At 72.7% G+C, this 26,201-nt stretch carries 23 protein-coding genes and 1 tRNA gene; 8 read left to right on the plus strand and 16 right to left on the minus strand.

Annotation, left to right across the window (positions count from 1 at the left end; all coding sequences use genetic code 11):
* Positions 1-35 precede the first annotated feature (35 nt).
* Genes AB0Q96_RS03370 through AB0Q96_RS03385 form a run of 4 tightly spaced genes read right to left on the minus strand, consistent with a single transcriptional unit; the run spans position 36 to position 4,900 of the window.
* The gene (locus AB0Q96_RS03370) at positions 36-1,379 is read right to left on the minus strand and encodes an AAA domain-containing protein (RefSeq protein WP_365321327.1); all 1,344 of its coding nucleotides are present in this window, start codon (positions 1,377-1,379) and stop codon (positions 36-38) included.
* On the minus strand, positions 1,376-2,959 hold the full coding sequence (locus AB0Q96_RS03375) for a hypothetical protein (protein WP_365321328.1): 1,584 nt from the start codon (positions 2,957-2,959) through the stop codon (positions 1,376-1,378). The genes AB0Q96_RS03370 and AB0Q96_RS03375 overlap by 4 nt, the downstream gene beginning before the upstream one ends.
* On the minus strand, positions 2,950-4,062 hold the full coding sequence (locus AB0Q96_RS03380) for a hypothetical protein (protein WP_365321329.1): 1,113 nt from the start codon (positions 4,060-4,062) through the stop codon (positions 2,950-2,952). The genes AB0Q96_RS03375 and AB0Q96_RS03380 overlap by 10 nt, the downstream gene beginning before the upstream one ends.
* Entirely contained in the window at positions 3,995-4,900 is a 906-nt protein-coding gene (locus AB0Q96_RS03385; protein ID WP_365321330.1) for a phosphatase PAP2 family protein, read from the minus strand. Before AB0Q96_RS03385 ends, AB0Q96_RS03380 begins: the two co-directional genes overlap by 68 nt.
* Positions 4,901-5,050: 150 nt before the next feature.
* Between AB0Q96_RS03385 and AB0Q96_RS03390 the strand changes: the two genes are divergently transcribed.
* Positions 5,051-5,680: a histidine phosphatase family protein gene (locus AB0Q96_RS03390; protein WP_365321331.1), complete on the plus strand. Its 630-nt coding sequence runs from the start codon at positions 5,051-5,053 to the stop codon at positions 5,678-5,680.
* Here AB0Q96_RS03390 and AB0Q96_RS03395 read toward each other — a convergent pair.
* Positions 5,674-6,960, minus strand: a complete 1,287-nt coding sequence (locus AB0Q96_RS03395) for a tetratricopeptide repeat protein (RefSeq protein WP_365321332.1) — start codon at positions 6,958-6,960, stop codon at positions 5,674-5,676. The genes AB0Q96_RS03390 and AB0Q96_RS03395 overlap by 7 nt on opposite strands.
* Before the next feature lie 225 nt (positions 6,961-7,185).
* Between AB0Q96_RS03395 and AB0Q96_RS03400 the strand changes: the two genes are divergently transcribed.
* On the plus strand, positions 7,186-7,623 hold the full coding sequence (locus AB0Q96_RS03400) for a hypothetical protein (protein ID WP_365321333.1): 438 nt from the start codon (positions 7,186-7,188) through the stop codon (positions 7,621-7,623).
* 54 nt (positions 7,624-7,677) lie between these two features.
* A complete protein-coding gene (locus tag AB0Q96_RS03405; protein WP_365321334.1) occupies positions 7,678-8,553 on the plus strand; it encodes a fused MFS/spermidine synthase in 876 nt (291 codons plus the stop codon).
* 15 nt (positions 8,554-8,568) lie between these two features.
* Here AB0Q96_RS03405 and AB0Q96_RS03410 read toward each other — a convergent pair whose 3' ends face one another.
* On the minus strand, positions 8,569-9,165 hold the full coding sequence (locus AB0Q96_RS03410) for a hypothetical protein (RefSeq protein ID WP_365321335.1): 597 nt from the start codon (positions 9,163-9,165) through the stop codon (positions 8,569-8,571).
* Positions 9,166-9,199: 34 nt separating this feature from the next.
* On the opposite strand from AB0Q96_RS03410, the gene AB0Q96_RS03415 reads away from it, so the two are divergent.
* The 3 genes from AB0Q96_RS03415 to AB0Q96_RS03425 all read left to right on the plus strand — a co-directional run bounded on the left by AB0Q96_RS03415 (position 9,200) and on the right by AB0Q96_RS03425 (position 12,976).
* Entirely contained in the window at positions 9,200-9,901 is a 702-nt protein-coding gene (locus tag AB0Q96_RS03415) for a response regulator transcription factor (protein ID WP_329420816.1), read from the plus strand.
* Positions 9,898-11,301, plus strand: coding sequence for a HAMP domain-containing sensor histidine kinase (locus tag AB0Q96_RS03420; RefSeq protein ID WP_365321336.1), 1,404 nt, complete (start codon positions 9,898-9,900; stop codon positions 11,299-11,301). The genes AB0Q96_RS03415 and AB0Q96_RS03420 overlap by 4 nt, the downstream gene beginning before the upstream one ends.
* 172 nt (positions 11,302-11,473) lie before the next feature.
* The gene (locus AB0Q96_RS03425; RefSeq protein ID WP_365321337.1) at positions 11,474-12,976 is read left to right on the plus strand and encodes a cellulose binding domain-containing protein; all 1,503 of its coding nucleotides are present in this window, start codon (positions 11,474-11,476) and stop codon (positions 12,974-12,976) included.
* Between the two features lie 140 nt (positions 12,977-13,116).
* Here AB0Q96_RS03425 and AB0Q96_RS03430 read toward each other — a convergent pair whose 3' ends face one another.
* The 8 genes from AB0Q96_RS03430 to AB0Q96_RS03465 all read right to left on the minus strand — a co-directional run bounded on the left by AB0Q96_RS03430 (position 13,117) and on the right by AB0Q96_RS03465 (position 22,062).
* Complete coding sequence (locus AB0Q96_RS03430) at positions 13,117-13,866, minus strand: alpha/beta fold hydrolase (RefSeq protein ID WP_365321338.1); 750 nt, start codon at positions 13,864-13,866, stop codon at positions 13,117-13,119.
* A gap of 216 nt (positions 13,867-14,082) precedes the next feature.
* Positions 14,083-15,735 (minus strand): bifunctional aspartate transaminase/aspartate 4-decarboxylase, encoded by a 1,653-nt coding sequence (locus AB0Q96_RS03435; RefSeq protein ID WP_365321339.1) that lies wholly within the window; start codon positions 15,733-15,735, stop codon positions 14,083-14,085.
* A gap of 40 nt (positions 15,736-15,775) precedes the next feature.
* Entirely contained in the window at positions 15,776-17,479 is a 1,704-nt protein-coding gene (gene aspT, locus AB0Q96_RS03440; RefSeq protein ID WP_365321340.1) for an aspartate-alanine antiporter, read from the minus strand.
* A gap of 46 nt (positions 17,480-17,525) precedes the next feature.
* Positions 17,526-19,208 (minus strand): aspartate-alanine antiporter, encoded by a 1,683-nt coding sequence (gene aspT, locus AB0Q96_RS03445; protein WP_365321341.1) that lies wholly within the window; start codon positions 19,206-19,208, stop codon positions 17,526-17,528.
* 249 nt (positions 19,209-19,457) lie between these two features.
* Positions 19,458-19,530 (minus strand) — tRNA-His (locus AB0Q96_RS03450).
* 105 nt (positions 19,531-19,635) lie between these two features.
* On the minus strand, positions 19,636-20,238 hold the full coding sequence (orn, locus tag AB0Q96_RS03455) for an oligoribonuclease (RefSeq protein ID WP_365321342.1): 603 nt from the start codon (positions 20,236-20,238) through the stop codon (positions 19,636-19,638).
* Between the two features lie 143 nt (positions 20,239-20,381).
* Complete coding sequence (locus tag AB0Q96_RS03460) at positions 20,382-21,554, minus strand: helix-turn-helix domain-containing protein (RefSeq protein ID WP_365321343.1); 1,173 nt, start codon at positions 21,552-21,554, stop codon at positions 20,382-20,384.
* A gap of 307 nt (positions 21,555-21,861) precedes the next feature.
* A complete protein-coding gene (locus AB0Q96_RS03465) occupies positions 21,862-22,062 on the minus strand; it encodes a hypothetical protein (RefSeq protein ID WP_365321672.1) in 201 nt (66 codons plus the stop codon).
* 480 nt (positions 22,063-22,542) lie between these two features.
* Here AB0Q96_RS03465 and AB0Q96_RS03470 point away from each other — a divergent pair, with 480 nt between their 5' ends.
* Together AB0Q96_RS03470 and AB0Q96_RS03475 are read left to right on the plus strand one after the other, a co-directional pair.
* Complete coding sequence (locus AB0Q96_RS03470; RefSeq protein ID WP_329420805.1) at positions 22,543-23,064, plus strand: universal stress protein; 522 nt, start codon at positions 22,543-22,545, stop codon at positions 23,062-23,064.
* A 153-nt stretch (positions 23,065-23,217) separates the two neighbouring features.
* Entirely contained in the window at positions 23,218-23,781 is a 564-nt protein-coding gene (locus tag AB0Q96_RS03475; RefSeq protein ID WP_365321344.1) for a GPR1/FUN34/YaaH family transporter, read from the plus strand.
* A 150-nt stretch (positions 23,782-23,931) separates the two neighbouring features.
* Here the strand turns inward: AB0Q96_RS03475 and glmS are convergent, their stop codons facing one another.
* Together glmS and AB0Q96_RS03485 are read right to left on the minus strand one after the other, a co-directional pair.
* Positions 23,932-25,749, minus strand: a complete 1,818-nt coding sequence (glmS, locus tag AB0Q96_RS03480) for a glutamine--fructose-6-phosphate transaminase (isomerizing) (protein ID WP_365321345.1) — start codon at positions 25,747-25,749, stop codon at positions 23,932-23,934.
* A gap of 41 nt (positions 25,750-25,790) precedes the next feature.
* A complete protein-coding gene (locus AB0Q96_RS03485) occupies positions 25,791-26,066 on the minus strand; it encodes a hypothetical protein (RefSeq protein ID WP_351662955.1) in 276 nt (91 codons plus the stop codon).
* Positions 26,067-26,201 lie beyond the last annotated feature (135 nt).

A 26,201-nucleotide genomic window follows, 5' to 3' on the forward strand; every position in this document is an offset into this window, starting at 1 on the left:
GAGCCGCGCACCACGCCACGGGACGCCGTCCCGGCTCAGGGCGCCCAGCTCACCCGGTGCTCCGCCAGATGGGACAGCACCGCGTGATTCGCCTCCCACCCGTCCGGGAACTTCACCGTCACGCCCAGCTGGACCGGCTCCGTCGACGGATGCTCGTCCAGGAGGTCGGTGACGCCCGCGCGGCAGACGACGATGCAGGCGTGGCGGTGCCGGGAGGCCAGGACGCACAGGCGGCCGGTCTCCAGGTGGAAGGCGGTCGCGTCGGGGCGGCCGGAGAGCGGGTGGAGGACGACCGTCACGTCGTACTCCCGGCCCTGGAGGCGGTTGGCCGTGTCCACCGTCACGCCCGTCACGCCGAGGCGCGCGAGCTCCGCCCGTACCGCCGCGGCCTGGTCGCGGTGGGCGGTGCCCACGGCGACGCGGTCGGGGGTGACGGGCGAGGGGGCCGGGGAGCGCTCCGAGACCGCGGTGCCGCCGCGCTCCAGGAGGCGGCGGACCACCGCGCCGATCGCGTGGACCGCCTCCGGGTCGGTGCGCGGGGTGTGCCGGGCCGGGAGTTCGAGCAGGCCCCAGCCGGACTCCGCCGCCTCGTCGAGGACCCGGTCCGGGCCGGAGCCGTCCGAGGGCACCCCGAAGGAGAGCCGCCGGTCCCCGTGGTCCGTGCCGCTGCGGAACCGCGTGTACGGGTAGAACGCGTCCGACACGAGGGGCGCCGCCGAGGCGGGCAGGCGCCAGGAGACCGGCAGGCGGTGCTGGGGGAGCTCGGGGTTGTGCGCGAGCAGGGTGGAGACCGCGCTCGCCGACGGGTCGTACGAGAGTCCCGCCCACTGCTCCGCGCCCACCACCGAGAACGGGTCCAGCTGCCCCGGGTCGCCCACGAACAGCGCCCGCTCGAACAGCCCCGCCACCGCGAGCAGCGCGTCCGAACGCATCTGGTACGCCTCGTCCACGATCGCGTGCGCCCACGGCTCGACGTTCTTCACGTGCGCCCACTTCGCGGCCGTCGACACGACCACCGGAAGCCCGACCAGGTCCCCGGCCTTCGCCGACTTCCGCACCTGTTCGAGCTCGTCGAGGGCCTTGTCGTACGGGTCGGTGTCGTTGGAGTGCAGCCGGCCCACGGCCAGCTCGGGCTGCTTCTCCGCGATCCGCAGGACCAGGTCGTCCACCTGCGCGTTGGTCTGCGCGACGACCATCAAGGGGCGCCCCGCCTCGGCCAGTTCGAGGGCGGCGCGCACCACGAGCGTCGACTTCCCCGCGCCCGGCGGGGAGTCCACGACGACGCCGCGGGACTGCCCGCTCAGCGTGTCGGCCAGGATCTCGCGGGTCGCTCGCGCGGCCTCCGCGGAGGGGTCGAAGCGCTCCGGGGCCACGGTCACAGCACATCCTCCGGCGTCACGGCATCGGGCAGTTCCACGGCGTCCGCGCGCGGGGGTCCGCCGTGCGTCCACGGGGTCTCCTCCGGGTCCGGCAGCGTGGCGCCCACCCGCGCCTCGTGCTCGAACAGCGTCCAGGCGATCCGCTCGCCCTTCTCCGGCACCGAACCCTCCGCGGGCTCCTTCGCCCGGCCCATCCGGTCCGTCACCCGCAGCACCACGGCGCCGTCGGGCTCCCGCCGGACGCACTCCGCCGTCTGCGGCCTGCCGTCGAGCGAGCGGTACACCTTCACGCCCTCGTCCAGCTGGGGCAGGTCCTCGGTGCGGACGGTGAGCAGCGGACGCGGCCGGCCCTTCTCCGTGCGCGTCATCGTCACCTCCACCACCTCCCCGACGAACGCCTCGCCCGCCAGCCGCCGCCCCGCCAGGACCAGCGGGTCGTCCAGCGCCTCCTGCGCCTCCAGCTGTCCCTGCGCCTGCTCGCGCGCCGCCAGCTTCCGCGCCGCGGTCACGGCGTCGTCCCGGCGCGGCTGCGGCGGCTCGCCCGCCGCGATCCGGTCCCGCTGGCCCGTGAACGACCAGCGGTCGCGGGTCCAGCGGTCGGCGACCCGCGCCCCCGCCGGAAGCTCCCGCAGCAGGCCGAGGGCCTGCCACACCGCGTCCCAGGTCGGCTTCAGGTGGCCGGCGAGCAGCCGGCGGATCTCCCGCTCGGCGCCGTGCAGTTCGCCCAGCCCCGCCTCGGCCGCCTCGCCGTCCTCGGCGGCGCCCAGCGCCTGCCGGGCCCGGTCGTAGCGCTCGATCGCGGGGGCGAGCAGCCGGTTGTCGAAGGCCGGGTCGGTCGCCGGACCGGCCGGCGGGCACAGCAACTGCCCCCGCGCGTCCCGCCCGAGCTCCGCCCGCAGCGCCGCCTCGGCCCCCGACGAGCCCTCCGGCGGATCGATCCACGCCAGCAGCGCGCCCAGATGCTGGTCCTCCAGGGAGGACTGGCCCGTCGCCCAGTGCCGGTTCAGCAGGTCCGTCGCCGCGACCAGCAGCGAGGAGCCCGGCACTCGGGCCCGCTCCCCGTAGTGCGTCAGCCAGCGGCCGAGCAGCGGCACCCGCGGCGGCGCCGGGAACGGCGTCTCCGGGTCCTGCTCGGCCGTCCGCCGGAACCGCGTCGAGCGCCCGAGCAGCCGTACGTACTCGACGGCCGCCCGGCCCGGCACCACCAGCTGCGGGGCGTCCGCGCACAGGTCGACCTCGACCTTGACCTTCCGGCCGGTCTCCGGATCGGTCTCGTTGCGCTCGACCGCCTCCACGAGGTCCGTGAACGAGTCGACGTACGGCAGGACGGCGTCGGCCAGCTCGGCCAGGAACGCGAAGCGCAGATCCCGGTCGCGCGGCTGCGGCACGACCAGCAGCCGCGGCTCCGCCGGGTCGGTGCCGACCAGGGCGCCGAGCGGCGCCCCCGCCTCACCGGCGGTCGTCAGCGGCACGAGGACGAGGGGCCGTCCGGACAGGTGCCGGTGGCGGACCGTGGCCAACGGGCGGGCCCGGCCCGACTCGACGGCCTCCATCCGGGCCAGCGTGGAGATCAGCGGCATGCCAGCGCCTCCGTCCGCAGCGCCTGCGCCCGCCGCAGCGCCGCCACCGCCGGATCGTCCGGGTCGCCCTGCTCGCCGCGCGCCGCCGCCAGGACCTCGCCGATCGTCGTCAGACCGCCCAGCTCGCCGCGCACGGAACGGCCCAGGGCCTCCACCACGTCCGCGGCCCGCGCCCGCTCCCGGCAGTGGAAGGCCAGCTCGCAGGCGGCCAGGCACTCCGGCGCGTACGCGTGCGGCACCGCCTCCACCGCGCCGGCCAGCTGCTCGGCCGAGCACTCCGCCACGTCGAAGGAGAGGCCCTCGGGCAGGGCCGCCACGATCTCCTCGATCCGGGTCAGCCGCTCCAACTGGCGCCGGGTCACCGACAGCTGCTTGCGCACGTCGACGGCGGAGGCCGTCGGCAGGTTGGAGAAGTCCTTCGGGCAGACCAGCAGCACCGAGTGCGCCACCCGCGCGCCCTCGGTGACGGCGGCGATCCGGCCCAGGGCCAGCACGTAGACCGCGGCCTGGCGGGCCGCGGCGCCCACCTTCGCGGCGTCGGCCGAACCGTCGATCATCGGGAAGGACTTGATCTCGACGACCGTCCACCGCCCGTCGGGGTGCACCACCACCACGTCCGGCTCCAGGTAGACGGGGGCGCCCGCCACCTCCACGGCCAGCATCGGGTGGTCGAGCAGGGCCCAGCGGCCCGCCCCGGTCGCCTCCCGCAGCGCGAGCGCGGTCCGCGCCGCCCGGCCCTGCGGCCCGGCCGCCGCCAGGTCCGGCAGGTCCACGGCCGCCGGGTCCTCGATGCCGAGCAGCCGCAGCAGCTCCCGCCCGCCGTCCGCCTTGACCTTCGCCTCGAACGCGTTGCCCCGCGCTATCGCGAACTGCGACTGGCCGAAGCCCGAGGGGGAGCCCAGCTTCTCGGCCAGCGCCGTCTTGTCGACCCCGGCGCCGTCGAGCAGCGCGCGCCGCCGGCAGCCCGGGTTGGCGGCCAGCGCCGCCAGCGCCCGCGCGTCGAGCGGGCGCGGCACGGTGGCCGGCCCGCGCAGCTCAGCGAGCTGATGTCGAACGGTCGTCTGCCCCGGTCGCTCCGGACCGTTGCCGAGGGAGGTGCTCACCCGCGGAAGTCTCCCATCCGCCACTGACACGCGGGGGGTTTCGGGAGGATTCGACCCCGATCACCCCACCCGGCGCCCGGCCCGCGGCCCGGCCCGGGACCCGCCGGCCGACCCGGTCCGCGACCCGGTCCGCGAGCCGCGTCGCGTACGGCGCGAGCAGCAGCCCCGCCCCCATCACCGCAGCCCCGGCGACCGCGTCCAGGAGGTAGTGGTTGGCCGTGCCCATGACGACCAGCGTCGTCAGCAGCGGGTAGGCCACGCCGAGCGCCTTGAACAGCGGCGTCCGCCCGTACCGCCACAGCATCACGCCGCACCACAGGGCCCACCCCACGTGCAGGCTGGGCATCGCCGCGTACTGGTTGGTGAGCGCGCCCATCCCGCGCGGCGCGCTCGCCTCCCCGCCCCACCAGCCGTACGCGCTGAACCGGGCCATGGTGTCGACGAAGCCGTGGCCCGCGTCCAGCAGCCGGGGCGGGCAGGTCGGCAGCAGGGTGAAGCCGACCAGACCGAGCAGGGTGGAGACCATCAGCCAGGTCCGGGCCGCCCGGTAGTGCGCGGGCCGGCGCCGGAACAGCCAGACCAGCACGGCCGGCGTGACCAGGTAGTGCAGCGAGGCGTAGGCGAAGTCGGCGGGGATGCCGAGCGCGGGCGTCGCCGTGAACAGCCGGTTGAGCGGATGCTCGGCGTCGATGCCCAGGCTCCGCTCGATCCGCAGGAGGGCGAGCCCGTGGGCGACGGCGGTGTCCACGTCGCCCCGGGCCAGCAGCCGCCCGCAGGAGTACGCGGCGTACACCGCGCCGATCAGCGCGAGCTCCGCCCACCACCGTGGTCTGCGCATCCGAGTCCCCGTTCCCCCGCGTTCCCCCGCTTGTGCTCCGATCGTGGGAGGACGCCCGGGGGCCGTGCGGGGTTGCCCGGAGGCCATCCGGAATTCACGTGGAGGATGATGGAGGGCGTCCCGTTCCGTGACACCACCGGAGAGAAACCCATGGCACCGCGCATCCTGCTCGCCCGGCACGGCCAGACCGAATGGTCGCTGCTGGGACGGCACACCGGCAGGACCGACATCCCCCTGCTCGACGAGGGCCGGCGCGGGGCGAAGCTGCTCGGCGAGCGGCTGGGCCGCGGCCCGTGGGCCGGGCTCGGCGGGGTCGAGGTGCGCACCAGCCCGCTGGTGCGGGCGCGGGAGACCTGCGAGCTCGCCGGGTTCGGCGAGCGCGCGGAGAACTGGGACGCGCTCATGGAGTGGGACTACGGCGCGTACGAGGGGATGACCCCGGCCGAGATCCAGGCGGTCCGGCCGGGCTGGTTCATCTGGCGCGACGGGGTCCCGGACGGCGAGACGCTGGCGCAGCTGTCCGCGCGGGCCGACCAGGTCGTGGAGTGGGCCCGTTCGGCCGACCGTGACGTGCTGGTCTTCGCGCACGGGCACATCCTGCGGTCGATCGGCGCGCGCTGGCTGGGCGAGGACGTCTCCTTCGCCTCGCGCATCCGCCTCGACCCGACCAGCCTGTCCGTCCTCGGCTGGGCGTACGGGGCACCCGCGGTCGAGCGCTGGAACGACACCGGGCACCTGGAGATGACGCCGGTGCCCACCGCGCCCGGCGGGGGTCAGTAGGCGGCGAGGACCCGGCGGGTCTCCGCGAGCAGCGTGCGGATCCGGGCGGAGTCGACGCCGTCCAGGGAGTCCATCACCCGCTGCACCTGGGCCGCGGCCTCCTCGGGGCGGCCCGCGCGGGCGAGGTTGCCGGCGAGCTGGGCCCGGTAGAGGGCGAGGTTGCGGGCGAAGTGCGGGTTCTGCAGCACGGTCGCCCGGTGGGCGTGCCGGGCCGCGCGCGCCCAGTCGCCCAGCATCGACCAGCACTGGGCCTCCAGGGCCTCCAGCTCGGGCTCGCCGAAGAAGGACATCCACTCGGGGTCGCTGTCGCCCGGGCCCCGCGCGAACAGGTCGTGGGCGCGGCCGAGGGCCTGGACGCAGGCGGCGCGCTCGCCGAGCCCGGCCCACGCCCCGGCCTCCCGCAGGGTCAGCAGGGTGAGCAGCCGGGCGGAGGCCAGCGGCTGCGCGGCCCGCATCCCGGCCTGGGCGGCCCGCACCGCCTCCCGGTACCGTCCGGCGTCCCTGGCCAGGAACGAGGTGTTGCAGAAGGCGTGCGCCTCCAGGGCGGAGTCCCCGGCGACCCGGGCGGTGGCGAGGGCCTCGGCGTAGTGGGAGCGGGCGTCGTCGAGCCGGCCGGAGTCGTGGGCGAGCCAGCCGACGGAGATGGCCAGCTCACCGGCGCCGTTGTGCAGCCGGTCGGCGGTGGAGCGGCGGGCGCTGACGCCCGCGTCGAGCAGGGCGTAGGCGGTACGGAGCGGCTGGGTGGCCCGCTGGTAGAGGCCGTCGGCGCCGTGCCGGTCGTCGAGCAGGCGGATCTGGCGTACGGCGTCCTCGACGGCGCGTACCTCGGCGTCGCCGACACGGTGGACGCCACGGGGGGCGGGGATGGCGACGGCGGAGCCGCCGAGTCCCAGCGAGGCGGCCGCCACGGTGGCGGTGCCGCCGGTCATGAATGCGCGACGCAGCACGTCGCTCTCCTCATCGTTCCGGGTGGTGATGGCGAGGGGCGGCGGTGCCCCGGCCGGGACGGCCGGCCGCCGGCCGCGAACGGCCTCCCTCGCCGAGAACCCCAGGTCCGCCAGGCTCAGACCGGGGAACATGTGCAGGAACACCCGCTCGTACGCGTAGTTGGGGCAGCGGATCTCGCCCGCCTCCACGCGCCCGATGTAGCGGGCGTCGCATGCGACCTGCTCGCCGATCTCCCGCGCGGCCCGGCGGACCGTCGCGGCGAACTCCCCCGGCGAGTGCCGGCCGCGGAGTCTGCGGAAGGCGAGATTGGGAACTGCCCGTGACAACGCCATGGCCGAGCCCTCTCCTGGAGCTGCCGGTGTTCCGGCGCGGCTAGAACGTACCGGCTGTCACCGGTCGCGCACGCAGGGTTTGCAAACAAATCGGATATCTCGCCTGCGATCTGCCATGAACTGCCACCCTTTGCGGCGGCGCGCCGCCGTAGCCGTTGACGCCCACGGGCGTTGAACCATGTGGAGAGACGGAACGTGTCTCCACATGGAGTGAGGAGGGGTCCCATGGCGGAGACCGCATCACAGTCCACGGCGATGCACGCGCCCACGCCCGACGCGAGCGCGTCCCCGGCCGAGCCCTGCGACCTGGTGACGGTGCCGGCCCGGCAGGGATTGGAGGCCGTGGACATCCTGCGCCGCGGCGGCGCCCCCGCCGTCGGGCCGGTGTTGCACGACGGCGCCTGCGACACGCTCGGCTTCCTGGTGCCGCCGGGGACGGCGGCGGGCTGGGACATGCCGGGCAGCGCCTGCACCGAGACCCTGGGCCGGGGGCTGCGCCTGCCGGAGCTGCCGGAGCTGCCCGGCCCGGACGGCGTCACCCCCCGCCCCGCGGACTGGCTGCTGCCGCCCGGCGACAGCGGGGTGGTCACCGACCCGGCGATGCTCCGCGAGGCGCTCGGCCAGGCGGCGCGGATGATCGAGGCGGCGGACGGCTGCCACTGAGGCACCGCGGGGCCTCGGGGCTCGTCGGGCGGTGCCCGGCCGGCTGCGTCGATAATGGGGCACGTGGCCAGGAACAAACAGCGGGAACGGGCGGCAGCGGCCGTCGCCGTCGTCGAGACCGTCGACGGCGGGCTCGCCGAACTCATACCCGACCGGGAGCGACCGCGCGGCTGGACGCTGCTGATAGACGGCGCCCCGCAGTCGCACGTCGACCTCGACGATCCCGCGCACCTCACCTTCGAGTACCAGCGGCGCCTCGGGCACATCGCCGACCTCGTCGCCCCGCCGGGCCGGCCGGTCCAGGTCGTGCACCTCGGCGGCGGCGCCTTCACCCTCGCCCGGTACGTCGCGGCCACCCGGCCCCGCTCCACCCAGCAGATAGTGGAGCTCGACGGGCCCCTCGTGCAGCTCGTCCGCCGTGAACTGCCGCTCGACACCACCGCCCGGATACGGGTCCGCTCCACCGACGCCCGGGCCGGGCTCGGCAAGGTGCAGGACGGCTGGGCGGACCTGATCATCGCCGACGTGTTCAGCGGGGCCCGTACGCCCGCGCATCTGACCAGTACGGAGTTCCTGGCCGAGGTACGGCGGGTGCTGCGGCCCGGCGGCTTCTACGCGGCCAACCTCGCCGACGGCCCGCCGCTGGCCCATCTGCGCGGCCAGGTCGCCACCGCCGCCACCGTCTTCCCGGAGCTGGCGCTCACCGCGGACCCGACCGTGCTGCGCGGCCGCCGCTTCGGCAACGCCGTGCTGCTGGCCTCCGACCGGGAGCTGCCGGTGGCCGAGCTGACCCGGCGGGTCGCGACCGACCCGCACGCCGGGCGGGTCGAACACGGGCGGGCGCTCGTCGACTTCGCGGGCGGCGCGGCACCGGTCACCGACGCGAGCGCCAAGCCCTCGCCCGTACCGCCCGCGTCCGTCTTCCGCTGATCCACCGGGCAGGCCCTAGACGGCGCGCTCGTCGATCTCCACGCGGGGCGCGGTGTCGTGCCACATGCAGAAGACCGAGATCTCCCGGCCGTCCTTGGTGAAGGTGACCCGGATCCACGTCGACTGCTTCCACACCTGCATCTGCCAGCCCGACTCGGGGGTCGCGTTGACCAGTTCGGCCGAGGACGCGCCGATGGTGAAGACGGCCCGGCCGCCGTCGGTGCCGTAGCTCTTCACGTTCCCCGTGCTTCCGGAGCCGCCGCCCGAGCCGGACGCGGTGCCCGTCCCGCCCGTGCCGCCGGGGGCGCTCGTCGCGGTCCTCGGGCTGCTGGGGCGGTGCGACGGGGGCGTGGCCGGGGCGGTCGGCGGCCGGGAGGTGGCCGGAGGTGTCGTCGGCGGCGGGGTGGGGGAGCCGGTGGCCTGGGGCGAGGAGGCGAGCGGGTCGGAGCCGCCGGCGCTGGTGACGCCGGTCGGGATCGGCAGCGCGCGCGGCGGGTCGTAGACCGTGCCGGCGAGCACCGTGTGCACACCCCACCAGGAAAGCGTGACCGCTCCGCCCGTGGCGAGCGACCACGCCAGCGCGTGAACCAGACCTCTTCGCATCCGGCTCATACTGCCATCCCCCGAATGGCGTACGGTGCGGGCCATGGCAAGTGTGCTCGTGGTCGAGGACGACCAGTTCGTGCGCTCCGCCCTCATCCGGCATCTGACCGAGGCGTCGCACCTGGTGCGCAGCGTCGGCACTGCCCTGGAGGCGCTGCGCGAGGTCGCCCATTTCCGTTTCGACGTGGTCATCCTCGACCTCGGACTGCCCGATCTGGACGGGTCCGAGGCGCTGAAGATGCTGCGCGGCATCACCGACGTACCGGTGATCATCGCGACCGCGCGCGACGACGAGGCGGAGATCGTCCGGCTGCTCAACGACGGCGCGGACGACTACCTGACCAAGCCCTTCTCCGTGGAGCACCTGTCCGCCCGGATGGCGGCGGTGCTGCGGCGGGCCCGGTCCTCGGCGGGCGAGGTGCCGCCGCCGCGGGAGATCCGGGTCGGCGGGCTCGCCATCGACCCGCTGCGCCGCCAGGCGGCCCTCGACGGCACCCCGCTCGACCTGACCCGGCGGGAGTTCGACCTGCTCGCCTTCCTGGCCGGCCGGCCGGGGGTGGTCGTGCCGCGCAAGGAACTACTCGCCGAGGTGTGGCAGCAGTCCTACGGGGACGATCAGACCATTGACGTACATTTGTCATGGCTGCGACGCAAACTGGGCGAAACGGCCGCCCGGCCCCGCTATCTGCACACCCTGCGCGGGGTGGGCGTGAAGCTGGAACCGCCACTGGAGCCGCTGCCGTGAGATGGGCACTGGTCAAGGTGTCGCTCGCCGTCACCGCCATGGTCGTCGTCGCGTTCGCCGTACCGCTCGGACTGGTCGTCAAGGAGATGGCCAGGGACCGGGCGTTCTCCAACGCCGAGCGCCGCGCCGCCGGACTCGCGCCGGTCCTCGCGATCACCGCCGACCGTGAACAGCTCGACCGGGCCGTCGCCACCACCGACGACGGGGCCGAGGGCCGGCTCGCCGTCCACCTCCCCCCGCTCGGCGCGCCCGGCACCGAGGGCGTCGAGATCGGCACCCGGCGCGCCACCGACGAGAGCCTGGCCACCACCCGGGCGCTGGGCCGGGCCACCATCGCCGAGGTGCCGGGCGGCTCCGTGCTGCTCCAGCCCACCGCGGTCAGCTCCGGACAGGTCGCCATCGTCGAACTCTTCGTCCCCGAGGGCGAGGTCACCAACGGCGTCGCCACCGCCTGGCTGGTCCTGGCCGTCGTCGGGGTCGCCCTCATCGTCGGCTCCGTCGCGGTCGCCGACCGGCTCGGCGTGCGCATGGTCGAGCCCGCCCAGCGTCTCGCGCGCGCCGCCCACCAGCTGGGCGAGGGCAGGCTGGGCGCCCGGGTCCCCGAGGAGGGGCCGCCGGAGCTCAAGTCCGCCGCCACCGCCTTCAACTCGATGGCCGACCAGGTCGTGCAACTCCTCGCCAACGAGCGCGAACTCGCCGCCGACCTGTCCCACCGACTGCGCACCCCGCTGACCGTGCTCCGGCTCAACGCGGCCTCGCTGGGCTCGGGCCCCGCCGCCGAGCAGACCCGGGCCGCCGTCGAACAGCTGGAGCGCGAGGTCGACACGATCATCCGCACCGCCCGCGAGGCCAAGCCGCAGACCCAGCCGAGCGCGCCCCTGGCCGGCTGCGACGCCTCCGAAGTGGTGCGCGAGCGCATGGACTTCTGGTCGGCGCTGGCCGAGGACGAGGACCGCAAGGTGCGGGTCGCGGGCATCGAGCGGCCCGTCCGCATCCCGGTCGCCCGGCCCGAACTCGTCGCCGCGCTCGACGCGCTGCTCGGCAACGTCTTCCGGCACACCGGGGTGGGCACCGCCTTCTCGGTCGATGTCCACAACGGCGACGACGCCGTCATCATCCTGGTCTCCGACGCCGGTTCCGGCATCGCCGACCCGGCCGCCGCGCTCGCCCGCGGCAACAGCGGTGGCCGGGACGGCTCCACCGGGCTCGGTCTCGACATCGTGCGCCGCATGGCGGAGTCCACCGGCGGCGACGTGCGCATCGGGCACTCGGTGCTCGGCGGCACCGAGGTGCGCATCTGGATCGCCCTCGACGGACGCCGCCCCGCCGGCGCCCGGGGCCGCCGCGGCCGCCGCGCCGAGTCGGGCGCGGGGCGCCGCGGACGGCGCCAGAAGGTCTGACGGAGGGCGTGCGGGACCCCAACCTTTCGGCGTCCCGATGCCTCCCTTAAGCGGAGCCTAAGAATCCCCAACCCTGGCCTCCTTGTGGCCCTTTGTCCGTTTCCCTGTCGCTAGCGTGCTGCCGCACCCCCCGCCACACCCCCACCCCCCGGCACACAGAGGCAGGCACGCGATGGGCACCAGTTCGCACCGGCGCAGGACGAGCGGCAGGACCCGGGCCGTCGGCGTGGTCGTCGCCGCCGCGGTGATCGGCGGTGCCGCCTTCGCGCTCACGGGAACCGCCCAGGCCGCCGCCGTCGGCGCCGCCTACACCAGGACCAGCGCCTGGACCGGCGGCTACACCGGCCAGTACGTCATCACCAACGAGACCGCCGCCCCGCAGTCCGACTGGACCCTGGAGTTCGACCTGCCCGCCGGGACCGTCATCGGCTCCCTCTGGAACGGCGAGCACACCGTCTCCGGCCGCCACGTCACCGTGAAGCCCGCGAGCTGGAACCGGCAGCTCGCCCCCGGCGGGTCCGTCACCGTCGGCTTCGTCACCTCCGCCGCCGGCACGGCCGGCGACCCGGTCGGCTGCCTCATCAACAAGGCCGCCTGCTCCGCCGGAGGAGCCACCCCCACCCCGAGCGGCCGCCCCACCGAGCAGCCCACCGCCACCGCCGCCCCCACGGCCACGGCGACCCCCACCAGGACCGCCACGCCCACTCAGAGCGCCACCCCCACGGCGCCGGCGACCGTCACCCCGACGCCCACCGCGACGGCCACCACCCCCGGCGGCCCGGGCGCCGCCCGGTTCGCCCCCTACGTCGACACCTCCCTCTACCCCTCGTACGACCTGCTCTCCACCGTCGCCCAGACCGGCGTCAAGGAGTTCAATCTCGCCTTCGTCACCTCGGGCGGCGCCTGCGCGCCGCTGTGGGGCGGGGTCACCGACCTGGCCTCCGACAAGGTCGCCGCCCAGATCGGCGCCCTGCGGGCCAAGGGCGGCGACGTCCGGGTCTCCTTCGGCGGCGCGGCCGGCCACGAACTCGCCCTGAACTGCTCCTCGTCCACCGCGCTGGCCGCCGCCTACGGCAAGGTCGTCGACCAGTACAAGCTCACCAAGGTCGACTTCGACATCGAGGGCGCGGCCCTCCCCGACACCGCCGCCAACACCCGCCGCTCGCAGGCGATCGCCCAGCTCCAGAAGTCCCACCCGGGCCTGAACGTCTCCTTCACGCTGCCCGTCATGCCCGAGGGCCTCACCCAGCCCGGCGTGGACCTGCTGGCCGACGCCAAGCGCAACGGGGTCCGCGTCGACGCCGTCAACATCATGGCGATGGACTACGGCCCGGCCTACAGCGGCGACATGGGCCAGTACGCGGTCTCGGCGGCCACCGCCACCCAGGCCCAGATCAAGGGCGTCCTCGGCCTGTCGGACGCGGCCGCCTGGAAGGCCGTCGCCGTCACCCCGATGATCGGCGTCAACGACGTCGCTTCCGAGGTGTTCCGGGTCGACGACGCCACCCAGCTGGTGGACTTCGCGAAGTCCAAGGGCATCGGCCGGCTGTCGATGTGGTCCGCGACCCGCGACAAGCAGTGCGCGTCCGGCGCCGTCGGCTACGCCGACCCCACCTGTTCCTCGATCCTCCAGCAGCCCTTCGCCTTCACGAAGGCCCTCGGCGCGTACAAGTAGCCCCGACCTCCCCGGCTCCCGAACCTCCGAGTCCCCCGAGCTCCAGAGTCCCCCCACACCCCCCACACCGCGCGCTCCGGCCGGTTCCCACCCCCACCACCGGCCGGGGCGCGCCCCCCTTCCCGGGGGACGTCGAAAAATCAGCCCTCCAGCGCCTCCAGGAACTCCACCGTCAGCTTCCCCCACGCCGCCGGGTTCTCCGCGAACGGTGCGTGGCCCGTGGCCAGTTCGACCAGGCGGGCGCCGGGGACGCCGGCGGCGACCGCGCGGTGCAGGGCGGGGGAGACGAGGCGGTCCTGGGTGGTGGATATGACGAGGGTCGGCACGCCCACCCGGGGCAGGTCCCCGCGCACGTCCGCCCGGGTCACCAGGTCGGCGTGGTCCGGTGTGCCCGCCGGGATGGAGTCGGCGGTGAGCCGCACGATGCCCTCGACCACCTCGGGGCTCATCGGGTCGAGCATGGCCGGGCTGAACACGAGCGGCACCAGCAGACGGGCCACCAGCTCGTGCTGACCGCTCTCGGCGAGGTCCCGCCACAGGTAGGAGGCCTGGCGCAGCGTGTGGTCGGCCCGGGCGAAGGGGGCGGTGAGCACCAGTCCGGTCACCCGCTCCGGGTGGCGCGTGGCGGCGCGCACGGCGAGGGTCGTGCCCAGCGAATACCCGGCGACGGCGAAGCGCTCGACGCCCGCCGCGTCCGCCTCCGCCACCAGGCCGTCGGCGAGCGCGTCCAGGTCGAGCGGGGCGGTGGCGCGCGGCGCGTCGCCGGTGCCGGGCAGGTCGAAGCCGACGACCCGGCGTCCGCCGGAGGCCAGGGCGGCGCGGATCGGGCCGAAGTGGGAGTCGATGCCGCTGCCGGATCCGTGGGCCAGGAGCAGCGCGTGCGTGGTCATGGAAGTCCCCCGTGGGTGAGCCGCGCGGGCCGGGTCGGGGCCCGCATATTTGTAGCGAACGCTATGGAATCAGCGACGACCTCACCGTATCAGATTCCCTAACGCCCGCTACAGAACCATCTTCACCCTGTGGACAACCGCCCTGTGGACAACCGGCCCCCGGGCAGCCGCCCCGCGGACAACCGCCCTCCGAACGACCGCCCCGCTTCCCGCCCCCTACCCCGCCCGCGAGGTCTTCCACTCCTCCGCGTAGTCGTTGAAGATGCCCCGCAGGTGGTGGCCGATCTTCAGGTAGTCGAGGTCGTCCAGGTTCGCCAGCGACACCCGCACCGACCACTCCGGCCCGTCGAAGCCGCCGCCGTTGAGGAGGACGACGCTGGTCTGCTCGGCGAGCCGGAACAGCGGGTCGACGGGCTCGTAGTTCTTCTCCAGGAAGTCGGCGAAGTCCTTGCCGTGGACCCGCTCGGCCTCGGCGAGGAGGTCGAGCTCGATGTAGTACGCCGCGCGCTTCGGATCGTCGGCGATCTTCATCTGGGCGCCTTCGAGGAGCAGGTCGAGCCGCTGGTTGACGATCGACCGCAGCCGCTCCTTGTACGCCTGGCCCTCCTCCAGCATGTCGAAGAGCGAGAAGAGGGTCATCATGACCTGCTGCGGCAGCGAGAGCCCGGCGGTGTGGTTGAGGGCGACCTGGCGGGAGTCGGCGACCAGGCGGTCGATGAAGCGGATCTTCTCCGGCTCCAGGGTCAGCGTCCCGTACCGCTTGTTCAGGCGGTCCTTCTCCGCGGCCGGCAGCTTCGCGATCATCTTGTCGATGACGTTGTCGTCGTTGAGGCCGATCACCCCGAGCCGCCAGCCCGTCGCCCCGTAGTGCTTGGAGTACGAGTAGACGAGCAGCGTGTTCTGCGGGAGGTCGGCGGCGATCGAGCGGAAGCCCGGCACGAAGGTGCCGTAGACGTCGTCGGTGACGATCACCAGGTTCGGGTTCTTCGTCGCGACGATGTCCTTGATCTGGTTCGCGACCCGCTGACTGAGCGCCAGCGACGGCGGGTTGGAGGGGTTGACCAGGCAGAGCATCTTGATCGAGGGGTCCGCCAGCTTGGCGACCTCCTCCTCCGGGTAGCGCCATTCGCGCACGCCCGTCTCCGCGAAGTTCGACGCCTCGACGTTGACGACGTCGAACTCGTACGTGTCGAGCTCGGGGATCTCGATGTACGGGGTGAAGACCGGCACCATGAGGGCGATCCGGTCGCCTTTCTTCAGGATCCCGTTCTTCATCAGGGAGTCGAAGACGTAGCACATGGCGGCCGTGCCGCCCTCGGTCGCGAAGTACGAGACGTTCCCCTTCGGCGGCTTCCCGCCGAACAGCTCGTCCTCGACGTAGCCGCGGACCACCTGCTCCGTGTGGGCGAGGATCCGGTCCGGCACGGGGTAGTTGTCGCCGATCGAGCTGTCGGTGAGCTCGTGGACGAACGCGTCCTTGTCGAAGCCGAAGCGCTCGACCGCGTACTCCACGCTCTTCTGGAGCAGCTCGATCCCCGGCAGGTCCGGGTGCTGGCGCACGAAGGTGTCGAAGCGGGTGCCGGACCCGGTGAGTTCGGGCATGCCGCCCAGGTCGTCGGCGGTCCACACCCGGCGCGACTCGGCGAGCGAGAAGTAGCCGAGCGCGTAGAACGCCTCGCGCGGGCTGGTCGCCGTCCAGTTCGGGTTGCCGCGGCCCGCGTTGAGCATCTGGACCTGGGACTTGCCCTTCTGGCCCGGCTTGTCCGCCTGGGCGGCCTTCGCGATGGTGATGAACTTGTCCTTCAGCTCGAACGGCGAGAGCTGCCCGAAGGACTTGATCTCCTCGCGGGTGAACGTGGTCTTGGGCACGGCGCTTCCTTCCGGGACGGGGTCAGTGGGGTCGGTGGGGTCAGTGGTTGAGGATGACGATCACGGCGCCCCAGATGGTGAGCAGCACGTTGCCCACCGCGTAGGGGATCGTGTAACCGAGCGTGGGGATCTGCGACTTGGACTGTTCGTTGATCGCGCCGATCGCGGCCGTGGTGGTCTGGCCGCCGGCCAGGACGCCCATGAGGATCGGGAAGCGGATCTTCTGGACGTAGTGGCCGACCAGGAAGCCCACGATCAGCGGGATCAGGGTGGCCACCGCGCCCCAGATGAGCAGCCCCCAGCCGGCCGTCGAGAGGCCGCTGGTGAAGCTGGGGCCGGCGTTGATGCCGACGACGGCGACGAACAGGCACAGGCCGAGGGTGTCCATGAACCACTGGGCGCCGGGCGGCACGTTGCCGTACGTCGGGTACTTGCCGCGGATCCAGCCGAAGACCAGACCCATGATCAGCGCGCCGCCGGACGTCGACAGCGAGATCGGGACGCCCGACACGGTCAGGGCCGGGATGCCGATGCAGCCGCCGAGGAAGATGCCGAGGCCGACCCAGAGCATGTCGGTCGCGAAGGAGGTCGGGACGGGCTTGCCGATCGCCTTGCCCGCCGGGTCGACCAGCCGCTTCGGACCGGTCAGGACCACGGTGTCGCCGCGCTCCAGCTGTGTGCCCAGCCGGTACGGGAACTCCGCCCCGGAGCGGTAGATCTTGTCGATGTAGACGCCGACCATGAACGGCTCGCGCCGCAGCTCCGCGACCGTCTTGCCCAGCTGCGCCTTGTCCGAGGCCACCACGTGCAGGCTCTCGGTCTGGTAGCCGAGCAGCTCCACGTCGTCCGTCTCGGGGCCGATGTGGGTGCGGGCGTCGAAGTCGATGAGGGAGCCGCGCAGGGCGCTGACGGCGACCACGTCGCCCGAGCGCAGCACGGTCTGCTGGTCGTGTTCGAGGATCTGTCCCTCGCGGCGGACCCGGGTGATGTAGATCCGGTGCCCGAGCTCCTTCTGCTGCTGTTCGAAGTCGTCGATGGTCCGCCCGACCAGCGGGGAGTGGTCCATCTCGTACGCGCGCAGGACGACCTCGTAGTAGCCCTCGGCCAGGTCGGGGTTGTCGCCGGGGGCGTCCAGCTCCTTGGCGAGCTGGGCCGACTCGGCGGCCAGGTCCCGCTTGTAGAGCTTGGGCAGGAAGTTGGCGAGGAGCATGGCGCAGAGGATCGTGCCGAGCGGGTAGGTGACCGCGTAGCCGATCGCGACCAGGTTCTCCTCGTTCTTCATCTGGGCGGCGGACAGGCCCGGCAGGTTGCCGATGGCGTCCTGGGCGACACCGATCACGGCGGACTGCGTCAGCGCGCCGCCGAGCAGACCGGCCGAGAGGCCGGGGCCGTAGCCGAGCATGACGGCGAAGCCCCAGGAGACCAGCAGGCCGGTGACGCAGACGACGACCGCGTTGAGCACCTGCGGCATGCCGTCCTTCTTCAGACCCCGGAAGAACTGGGGGCCGACCTTGTAGCCGAGGGCGAAGAGGAACATCGTGAAGAAGAGGTTCTTCACCGTGCCGTCGATGGTGATCTTGAACTGGGCGCCGAGCAGCAGTCCCGCCACCAGACAGCCCGTCACCGCGCCGAGCGCGATGGCCTTGTAGCGCAGTTTGCCGAAGAGGAAGCCGAGCGCCACGGTGATGAAGACGAGCAGCTCGGGGTGGGGCTGGAAGATGTTCCGGTTGAGGAAGTCGATCATCGGGAGGTGCGTCCTCCCGCCGGGCGAGGTGTCACCGTGTGTCCTCTCACGCGCCGAGAACGCCGACGAGCAGCGGGCCGGTCAGGGGGAGCAGGAAGTTCGAGAGCGTGTACGTGATCGTGTAGCCGAGCATCGGCACCGAGCTCTGGGCCACCTGGGTGATCGAGGTGATCGCCGGGGTCGAGCACTGCTGGCCCGCGATGGCGCCGATGAGCAGCGGCTTCTCGATGTTCAGCAGCTTGCGTCCGACGATCAGCGAGAGCGTCGCCGGAATCAGCACCATGGCGATGCCCGCGAACGGCAGCAGCGCCCCGTACTCCTTGAGCAGCGGCCCGGCCTGCGGGCCCGAGACCAGGCCGGTGCAGGCGATGAAGACCGCCAGGCCGAGGTCCTTGATGGTGGTGGCGGCCTGCGGGGGGAAGGCGCCGAAGGTCTGCTTGCGGGAGCGGAACCAGCCGAAGAGCAGCCCGGAGATCAGGCAGCCGCCGCCGGTGCCCAGCGACATGGGGACGTCGCCGAAGCGGACCACGATCTGGCCGATGAGCGAGCCGACGACGATGCCGAAGCCCAGGTAGATGAAGTCGGTGGCGTCGTTCTTGACGACCGCGCCGACCTTCGAGGCCAGCTTCCCCAGGCCCGAGCGGGAGCCCACCAGGGTGAGGACGTCACCGCGGTGCACGATGGTCTCCGGAGTGGCGGGCAGGTGCTGCTCGTTGCGCAGGACGTCGGTCACGTAGACCCCGCCGCCGGCGATCTCCGGGTGCTCCTTGGTGAGCGTGTCGAGGGACTTGCCGACCGCCGCCTTGTCGGTGAGGGAGACCTGGGTGGTGGCGAGCGGGGTGTCCAGGCCCGGGATGGCCGGGGTCTCGGGGCCGACGTGCCGCCCGGCGTCGATGATGTTGGACCGGCGGCCGACCATGAGCACCAGGTCGGACAGGGTCAGCTCGAAGTCGGGCGGGGGAGGGGTCAGGACCGTGCTGCCCCGCTTCACCGCCTCCACCGTGACCCGGCTGCCGTTCGACCGCTCCAGCTGCGAGATGAGGGTGCCGTCGGCGTGGGTGACCAGGAAGGTGCGCCCGACCATGCCGGGCAGCGCCTCGCGCTCGTCGGCCTCCAGGCCGCCCGAGCCGCCGCGCATCTTCTGCCACAGTTCGCGGGAGGCGTCGCGCAGGTTGATCCGCAGCAGCATCGGCATGATCTGGCTGGTGTAGATCACGATGGTGATGAGGCCGAAGAGGTAGCAGACCGTGTACGCGGTGGCCACGTGCCCCTGGTACTCGGTGATCTGTGCCTGCGTCAGGTTGCTCAGCTTGGCGATGGACTCGGTGGCCGTGCCGACGACGGCCGATTCGGTGGCGGCGCCGGCCAGGATGCCGGCGGCGGTGCCGACGTCCAGGTCGAAGGCCTTGGCCAGGCCGAGGGCGATGCCGACGACGCTCACGACCTCGATGGCGCAGAGGGCGAAGTAGCGCAGGCTCCTCTTGTTGAGGTTGGCGAAGAACTGCGGTCCGGCCATGTACCCGAGCGAGAAGATGAAGAGCGCGAAGAAGATCGTCTTCACGTCGTCGGAGATGGTGACCTTCGCCCAGGCGCCGATCAGCAGCGAGACGATCAGCGTGCCGCAGATGCCGCCGAGGGTGATGGGTCCGACGCGTAGCTTGCCGACGAGGTAGCCGAGGGCGAGGCAGAGGAAGAGGGCCAGTTCGGGATGGTCACGGAGGACTCCCATCCGGCCTCACCTCGCCCGCGGGTGAAGAAATGCGAAGATATCGGACATAAGGGGAAGCTAACAGTGGGGGTGGCGCGGGAGCTCGTCGCCTCGCCCGAAAGAGTGATCGACTTCCGGCCGGGCGTCGTACGCCGAGAAGGGCGCCCGCGCGGCCGCGAGGGGAGTGAGGGGGCGGGAACGCCGGGAGCGCCAGGAAGGCCGGGAACGCCGAAGGCCCCGGTTCTTTCGAACCGGGGCCTTCGCCATCAGGGTGAGTAACGGGACTCGAACCCGCGACATCCTGGACCACAACCAGGTGCTCTACCAGCTGAGCTATACCCACCATGACCGGCGGTTTTCCCGAAGGTTTCCCCGACCGGCCGAGAAGAAGTCTACAGGGTGTTTGAGGGTGCTCGCGCCCGCATTGTTCGAGGGGCGCGAGCGGGGCTCATTCCGCGGGGACGACGTGCTTGGCCGCGATCTGCTTCGCGGTCTCCGAGTCCGGGCCGGGCTGCGGGACGAAGACCGCCTCGCGGTAGTAGCGCAGCTCGGCGATGGACTCGCGGATGTCCGCGAGCGCCCGGTGGTTGCCGTTCTTCTCCGGGCTGTTGAAGTACGCCCTCGGGTACCAGCGGCGCGCCAGCTCCTTCACCGAGGAGACGTCGACGATCCGGTAGTGGAGGTGCTTCTCCAGGGCCGGCATGTCGCGGGCGAGGAAGCCGCGGTCGGTGGAGACCGAGTTCCCGCACAGCGGAGCCTTGCCGGGCTCCTTCACGTGCTCGCGGATGTAGGCGAGCACCTGGGCCTCGGCGTCGGCGAGGGTGGTGCCCCCGGCGAGCGCGTCGAGGAGGCCGGAGGACGTGTGCATCTCGCGCACGATGTCCGGCATCGTCTCCAGGGCGGCGTCCGGCGGGCGGATCACGATGTCCACACCTTCGCCGAGCACGTTCAGTTCCGAGTCGGTGACCAGTGCGGCCACCTCGATGAGTGCGTCGTCCGTCAGCGAGAGCCCGGTCATCTCGCAGTCGATCCACACCATGCGATCGTTCATGCGTCCTACCTTAGGGGGTGTCCTGGGGATCAGGGGGATGCCCGGGGGGCGGCCGGGGCATGCCCGACGGGCCCCCGGGGAGGTGTCCCGGGGGCCCGTCGGTTTCTCGGTGCGCGGCTTGTGGCGGCGCGGTACGGGGTGGCCTACGGCGCGGTGCGCTGACCCGGCAGGGCCGGGCGGCCGTGGGCGAAGGCGTCCGTCGGCAGCTTGCCCGGCTCCAGCGGGCTCACCGGGCGCCGCTGTCCGGCGGCGACCTGCGCCGGCACGACCGGGTCGAGGACCGAGGTCCCGCCGTCGCCCTGCGGACGCCTGGCCCGGTACGCGGCCCGGTAGGCGGCCGGCGAGGAGCCGAGCTGGCGCCGGAAGTGGCCGCGCAGCGCCACCGGGGAGCGGAAGCCGCAGCGGCCCGCGACCTCGTCGACGGAGTAGTCGGAGGTCTCCAGGAGCCGCTGTGCCTGGAGCACCCGCTGGGTGATCAGCCACTGCAGCGGGGCGGAGCCCGTCAGCGAGCGGAACCGGCGGTCGAAGGTCCGCCGTGACATGTACGCGCGGGCCGCCAGGGTCTCCACGTCGAACTGCTCGTGGAGGTGCTCCAGCGCCCAGGCGACGACCTCGGCCAGCGGGTCGGCGCCGATCTCCTCGGGTAAAGACCTGTCGAGGTAGCGCTCCTGACCGCCGCTGCGCCGCGGCGGGACGACCAGCCGGCGCGCCAGGGCGCCCGCGGCCTCCGTGCCGTGGTCGGTCCGCACGATGTGCAGGCAGAGGTCGATGCCGGCCGCCGTGCCCGCGGAGGTCAGCACGTCCCCGTCGTCGACGAAGAGCTCCCGCGGGTCCACGTGGACCGACGGGTAGCGCTTGGCGAGCGTCGGCGCGTACATCCAGTGCGTGGTCGCCGGGCGGCCGTCGAGCAGGCCGGCCGCGGCGAGGACGAACGCCCCCGTGCACAGGCCGACGATGCGCGCGCCCTCCTCGTGCGCCCGGCGGAGCGCTTCGAGCGCTTCCGGGGGCGGCGGCGAGGTGATCGAGCGCCAGGCCGGCACGACGACGGTGCCGGCGCGGCTGATGGCCTCCAGGCCGTACGGCGCGGTGAGTTCGAGTCCCCCTGTGGTCCGCAGGGGGCCGTCCTCGCCGGCGCACACGAGGAGCCGGTAGCGTGGCACCCCCGCGTCCTGGCGGTCGATGCCGAACACGGAGAGCGGGATGGAGCTCTCGAAGATGGGCCCACCGCTGAACAGCAGTACCGCGACGACTTCGCGACGGCGGCGCCCGGACAGCTTCCGTACCGCCTCCGGTGCGACGGAGTGGTCCTGGCTCATGACGCTAAGCCCCCCTCGGTGTTGGCGTCTCCCTGGTCGTGTCGCTGTGCCACGTTTCCCCTCGGTTTTGCACGAGACCCCAGTCTTCGGTACCCATGATCGAATCTACTGCGTCCCGTGGCGCCGGGGTGACAAGTTCTCCGCCCGGTGGATTGTCGACATGGGCACTTGGCGTGAAGCATTCGATCGGTCGACCCAGTCCAGAGCGGTGCAGCCAAGCACTACGCGGGTTGAGCGGTCTTCGGCCAGAGATTCACCGGTACTCGGAACTTGGCCGAAAACATATGGGAATCGCCGTACGACCCTGTCAACTCCGAGGGTGTCCAGGGTCAGTACGCGGGCTCACGCGCTCGGCGCGCAACCCATTTTCCGAGCGTCGGAGCAGCACCCGGCAGGCCGCCGTCACGGCGGCGAGCCCCAGGGCCGCGCCGGCGGCGCCGCCGAGCGAGCTCCCGTAGACCACCAGCACGACCGGGACGAGGGCGCAGCAGAAGACCGCCCAGCGCATCACGTCGCTCGCCGCGTCCGGCCCCGAGGTGCCCAGCTCCTCCGGCGCCCGCCGGGGCCCGCGCGGGGCGGGGGTCCGGGCGGCCCGGGAGGGGGGCTCGGCGGGGGTGTCGGCAGGGGTGTCGGCGGGGGTGTCGGTGAGGGCGGCTGAGGGTGCGGGCACGGGCGGACTCCCTGCGACGGTGGCGTGACCTGTGGGAACGAGGAACGGAACGTTCCGGTCACTGCGGGGGGCGTCCGTTTGGCCCCCGTGCCGACGCCTGTAGGGCACAAGCGGCATTGCGCTACGGCGCGGGGCTCGTGCATGCTCCCTGGAACGCCTGCGGGCGCCCGGTGGCACCCCTGTGCACAGGAGGAGTGCCGCCGTACCCTTGGGGGTATGGGCTTGGGAAGATGATTCCCGGACACAGCTCCGCCGCCAACCGTTGTTCCGCTCTCCCCTTCCGTCCCTCCCAAGAGGACTCTCTTCGCCGAGACACCGATGGCCGGTCACGAATTCCCCGAACCCGCGGACCGCAAGCGCGTCGCCGACTCCACGGTCGACCCCCTCGCGGTGGAACAGCCACGTCACGCCTGCGATCCGGCCTTCCGGCACGGCGTCGTCGTCGGCTTCGACGGCTCCACGTCCAGTGAGCGCGCCCTCGCCTACGCGATCGGCATGGCGCGCCGCTCGGCGTCGGGCCTGATCATCGTGCACGTGGCCAACCGGCTGCCCACCACCGTGTGGGCCGGCTGCGAACCGCCGGTCTTCGTCGACGTGCCGGACCATCGCACCGAGGTCCTCGGCCTGGAGCTGGCCTGCGCCGAGCACCTCTCCGAGGTGCCCTGGATCCTGGTCGAGCGCGGCGGGGACATCTGCCACGAGCTGGAGGAGGTCGGCCGGGAGTATTCGGCCGACGCGATCGTGGTCGGCTCGACGCACGGCATCGTCGGGCGGATCTTCGGCTCGGTCGCGGGGCGGCTCGCGCGCCGGGCCCAGCGCCCGGTCATCGTGATTCCGTAGGCGTCCCGTACCACCTGTCGCTCCCTCAACTCCCTTGATCCGGCCAATATTTCGGCCTTCCTCAGGTGAATTGTGCGCTTGTGAAGGGTAGATAAAGGTCACCGGAACAAAGTGGCCCAAGCAGTACAACTGCGCACTCGAAGGGAGCCCGCCGTGTCCAATGAAGCCGCCGCGGGAAACACCACCTCCACGCTCGGAAACCTCGCCCTCGGACTGACCCTGCTCGCCTTCGGCATCGGCTCCACCGGCGTGATCGACCACGTCGGCCCCGCCGACGCCGCCGGTCTCGCCACCTTCGTCGGCGGCGTCGCCCTGTTCCTCGTCGGCCTGCTCGCCCTGCGCGCCGGCGACAGCGGTACGGGCACGGCGTACGCGGCGCTCGGCGCCTTCTGGTTCACCTGGGGCACCGGTGTCGGCGGCGACGGCTCGTCCGAGGCCGCCGGGCTCTTCCTCCTGCTGTGGGCGCTGCTCGCGCTCACCCTGACCCTCGCCGCCGGCGGCAGCGGACTCTTCGGGCAGGGCGTGTACGGGCTCCTGTTCGTCGCCCTGCTGCTCCTCGGCATCGGCGCCCTCGCCGACAACGCGGGCCTCGGCAAGGCGGGCGGCTGGGTGGCCGCGGTCGCCGGACTCGCCGCCTGGTACGGCGCCACGGCCGCGGTCGCGGGCTGGCCGACCTCGGTGGCCCGCGCGGGCCGCGGGGCGGCCGCCGCGAGCTGAGCACCCGGCACGACGTACGCGAACAGGACGTACGAAAGCAGCGGTCCCCGTGCACCTGGGATGCACGGGGACCGCTGTGGTGTCCGGCCGAGCCTCGCGGGGGACAGGCCCACGAGGTGCGGGGCTCCGGGTGACAGGCCCGGGGCGCCGCTACTCGACCGTGACGGACTTGGCCAGGTTGCGCGGCTTGTCGATGTCGCGGCCCATGGCGAGCGCCGTGTGGTAGGCGAGGAGCTGGAGCGGGATGCCCATCAGGATGGGGTCGAGCTCGTCCTCGTTCTTCGGCACGACGATGGTGTGGTCGGCCTTCTCCTGGACCTGGTGCGCGACCGCGAGGATGCGGCCGCTGCGGGCCTTGATCTCCTCCAGGGCGGCGCGGTTCTTCTCCAGGAGGTCGTCGTCGGGGACGATGGCGACCGTCGGCAGGGCCGGCTCGATGAGGGCGAGCGGGCCGTGCTTCAGCTCGGAGGCGGGGTACGCCTCGGCGTGGATGTAGGAGATCTCCTTCAGCTTGAGGGAGGCCTCCAGGGCGACCGGGTAGCCCCGGACGCGGCCGATGAACATCATCGACTGGGCGCCGGCGTACACCTTGGCCAGCTTCTTGATCTCGTCCTCGGTCTTGAGGATCTCCTCGATCTGGCCGGGCAGCCTGCGCAGGCCCTCGATGATCCGCTTGCCGTCGGTGACGGACAGGTCGCGGATCCGGCCGAGGTGCAGGGCGAGCAGCGCGAAGGCGACCACCGTGTTGGTGAAGCACTTGGTGGAGACGACGCAGACCTCGGGGCCGGCGTGCACGTACACGCCGCCGTCGGCCTCGCGGGCGATGGCGGAGCCGACCACGTTGACGACGCCGAGGACGCGGGCGCCCTTGCGCTTGAGCTCCTGGACGGCGGCCAGCACGTCATAGGTCTCACCGGACTGGGAGACGGCGATGTACAGGGTGTCGGGGTCCACGACCGGGTTGCGGTAGCGGAACTCGGAGGCCGGCTCGGCGTCGGCGGGGATGCGGGCCATCGACTCGATGAGGCCCGCGCCGATCAGGCCGGCGTGGTACGAGGTGCCGCAGCCGAGGATCTTGATCCGGCGGATGGAGCGGGCCTCGCGGGCGTCCAGGTTGAGGCCGCCGAGGTGCACGGTGGAGAAGCGGTCGTCGATCCGGCCGCGCAGCACGCGGTCGACCGCGTCGGGCTGCTCGGAGATCTCCTTGTGCATGTACGTGTCGTGGCCGCCCATGTCGTACGAGGCGGCCTCCCACTCCACGGTCTCCGGGGTGGCGGTGGTGGACGCGCCCGTCGTCGTGTACGTGCGGAAGTCGTCGGCCTTGAGGGTGGCCATCTCGCCGTCGTCGAGGGTGACGACCTGGCGGGTGTGGGCGATCAGGGCGGCGACGTCGGAGGCGACGAACATCTCCTTCTCGCCGATGCCGAGGACGACCGGGGAGCCGTTGCGGGCCACCACGATGCGGTCGTTGAACTCGGCGTGCATCACGGCGATGCCGTAGGTGCCCTCGATGTGCTTGAGCGCCTCGCGGACCTTCTCCTCAAGCGTGTCGGCCTGGGAGCGGGCGATGAGGTGGGTGATGACCTCGGTGTCCGTCTCCGAGGCGAAGACGACGCCGTCGGCCTCCAGCTTGGCGCGGAGCTCCTGGGCGTTGTCGACGATGCCGTTGTGGACGACGGCGACCTTGTTCTCGGGGTCCAGGTGCGGGTGCGAGTTGATGTCGCTCGGCGCGCCGTGGGTGGCCCAGCGGGTGTGGGCGATGCCGGTGGTGCCGGTGAAGCGCTTGGGGACGCGGGCCTCCAGGTCACGGACCCGGCCCTTGGCCTTCACCATCTTCAGGCCGGCGGCCTTCGGGCTGGTGATGACGATGCCGGCGGAGTCGTAACCGCGGTACTCCAGGCGCTGGAGTCCTTCGAGCAGCAGCGGGGCGACGTCACGCTTGCCGATGTAACCGACGATTCCACACACGGGCGTTGATCCTCCAAGGTCAGTGGGGGTGCTCGGCCGACTCAGCCGTAGACGATGCGGCGCAGCTGCCGGAGGGAGAGCTCCGGGGGCGCCACCGCGCGGTGCGGGAGTTCGCCCGCGATCCGCTCGAAGATCTCGGCGTTGACGGAACCGCCGGACTGCAGCTCGCGGTGGCGGCGCCGGACGAAGTCCTCGGTCGACTCGTCGAAGTACGCGAGCACGTCGAGCACCACCCGGGCGGCCTCACCGCGCTGGAGCGCGGTGCTGCGGACCAGATGGTCGATGAGGTCGTCGTGCGACGGGCGGCGTTCGAGCACCCGTGAATACTGAGGGGTACCCGAGGGGCAATGCAAGAATCCTGCCCGATATCGGGCAGCGGGCGTCATGATCACGCCTCCAGATGGGCTAATTGGTCTACACCTTGACCGCTCCTGAGGTGTCGGGGTACGCAT

This window comes from Streptomyces sp. NPDC093111 (genome assembly GCF_040683955.1).
In the GTDB taxonomy this organism is placed as follows: domain Bacteria; phylum Actinomycetota; class Actinomycetes; order Streptomycetales; family Streptomycetaceae; genus Streptomyces.

Bases quoted from the DNA above. Each gene is read 5' to 3' on its own strand.
- AB0Q96_RS03390 (WP_365321331.1), top strand. From the start codon at position 5,051: ATGGCACCGCGCATCCTGCTCGCCCGGCACGGCCAGACCGAATGGTCG.
- AB0Q96_RS03460 (WP_365321343.1), bottom strand. From the start codon at position 21,554: ATGAGCCAGGACCACTCCGTCGCACCGGAGGCGGTACGGAAGCTGTCC.
- AB0Q96_RS03375 (WP_365321328.1), bottom strand. From the start codon at position 2,959: ATGCCGCTGATCTCCACGCTGGCCCGGATGGAGGCCGTCGAGTCGGGC.
- AB0Q96_RS03430 (WP_365321338.1), bottom strand. From the start codon at position 13,866: ATGACCACGCACGCGCTGCTCCTGGCCCACGGATCCGGCAGCGGCATC.
- AB0Q96_RS03405 (WP_365321334.1), top strand. From the start codon at position 7,678: ATGGGGCACGTGGCCAGGAACAAACAGCGGGAACGGGCGGCAGCGGCC.
- AB0Q96_RS03425 (WP_365321337.1), top strand. From the start codon at position 11,474: ATGGGCACCAGTTCGCACCGGCGCAGGACGAGCGGCAGGACCCGGGCC.
- AB0Q96_RS03410 (WP_365321335.1), bottom strand. From the start codon at position 9,165: ATGAGCCGGATGCGAAGAGGTCTGGTTCACGCGCTGGCGTGGTCGCTC.
- AB0Q96_RS03400 (WP_365321333.1), top strand. From the start codon at position 7,186: ATGGCGGAGACCGCATCACAGTCCACGGCGATGCACGCGCCCACGCCC.
- AB0Q96_RS03465 (WP_365321672.1), bottom strand. From the start codon at position 22,062: ATGCGCTGGGCGGTCTTCTGCTGCGCCCTCGTCCCGGTCGTGCTGGTG.
- AB0Q96_RS03395 (WP_365321332.1), bottom strand. From the start codon at position 6,960: ATGGCGTTGTCACGGGCAGTTCCCAATCTCGCCTTCCGCAGACTCCGC.
- aspT (WP_365321340.1), bottom strand. From the start codon at position 17,479: ATGATCGACTTCCTCAACCGGAACATCTTCCAGCCCCACCCCGAGCTG.
- orn (WP_365321342.1), bottom strand. From the start codon at position 20,238: ATGAACGATCGCATGGTGTGGATCGACTGCGAGATGACCGGGCTCTCG.
- AB0Q96_RS03415 (WP_329420816.1), top strand. From the start codon at position 9,200: ATGGCAAGTGTGCTCGTGGTCGAGGACGACCAGTTCGTGCGCTCCGCC.
- AB0Q96_RS03385 (WP_365321330.1), bottom strand. From the start codon at position 4,900: ATGCGCAGACCACGGTGGTGGGCGGAGCTCGCGCTGATCGGCGCGGTG.
- AB0Q96_RS03470 (WP_329420805.1), top strand. From the start codon at position 22,543: ATGGCCGGTCACGAATTCCCCGAACCCGCGGACCGCAAGCGCGTCGCC.
- aspT (WP_365321341.1), bottom strand. From the start codon at position 19,208: ATGGGAGTCCTCCGTGACCATCCCGAACTGGCCCTCTTCCTCTGCCTC.